Genomic DNA, 787 nt, shown 5'->3' with positions numbered 1-787 from the left:
GGCAAGTCTCACAAGCTTATCCAGATGACTATATTTTACTTGTCATGGATAATGCTATATGGCATAAATCAAGTACCTTAGAGATTCCAAGTAATATTGAGTTGGCTTTTATCCCACCTTATACACCAGAAATGAACCCTATTGAACAAGTCTGGAAAGAAATTCGAAAACGAGGTTTCAAAAATAAGGCTTTCCAAACATTGGAAGCCGTCATTGATAAGCTTCAAGAAGTTATTCAAGGACTGGAAAAAAGCGTTTTAAAGTCCACTGTCAGCAGACAATGGACAAGGTTGCTTTTTGAAAATAATTGAGTATAAAGGAATCTTTCGGTTTTTGACGACTCGCTTTTTCCTCTCTAAGTGTCCTTGTTCACGTAAGTTCTTTTCCCACGTGAAGAGAGTTCTGACGCCAACATCAAAAACCTTGGCTGCCTCGACATGGCTGTGCCCCTCTTTGATGTAATCTAATGCTCGCTGTTTAAAATCTGTACTAAAGGAAAGAAAACAAAGAAACGAGCCTGTGTCGAACTCAATCTTTCTGAAAGACAAATCAATGCCCTTCAACTACACTATTCTAACGCAAAATTGGAAGCCACGTAACCGCCCAATAACGAAGTATATTGAAAAATCTCCAGACTAGAGAACTCACGGATAGTTCCTAATCTGGAGATTTCTTATTTGCACTTTTCTTGTACAACTTTATTCCATGGTAAATAAGCCTCTAAAACCTCTTTGTTTACGAGAGTTTCCTCGTTTGGAAGACATTCTAGAAGATAGGATAGATATTT

The 787-nt window shown here is 37.9% G+C and carries 1 protein-coding gene; it reads left to right on the top strand.

Annotated features, from left to right (window positions below; genetic code table 11):
• Positions 1-311 (top strand): transposase (locus HT708_RS11325; protein ID WP_172926404.1); only part of this gene is annotated, 311 nt, incomplete at its 5' end.
• Between the last annotated feature and the right edge of the window lie 476 nt (positions 312-787).

It is taken from the genome of Streptococcus sp. 3613, assembly GCF_013277375.1.
GTDB lineage: Bacteria > Bacillota > Bacilli > Lactobacillales > Streptococcaceae > Streptococcus > Streptococcus pseudopneumoniae.
This window is presented reverse-complemented; position numbering and strand designations above follow the sequence as displayed.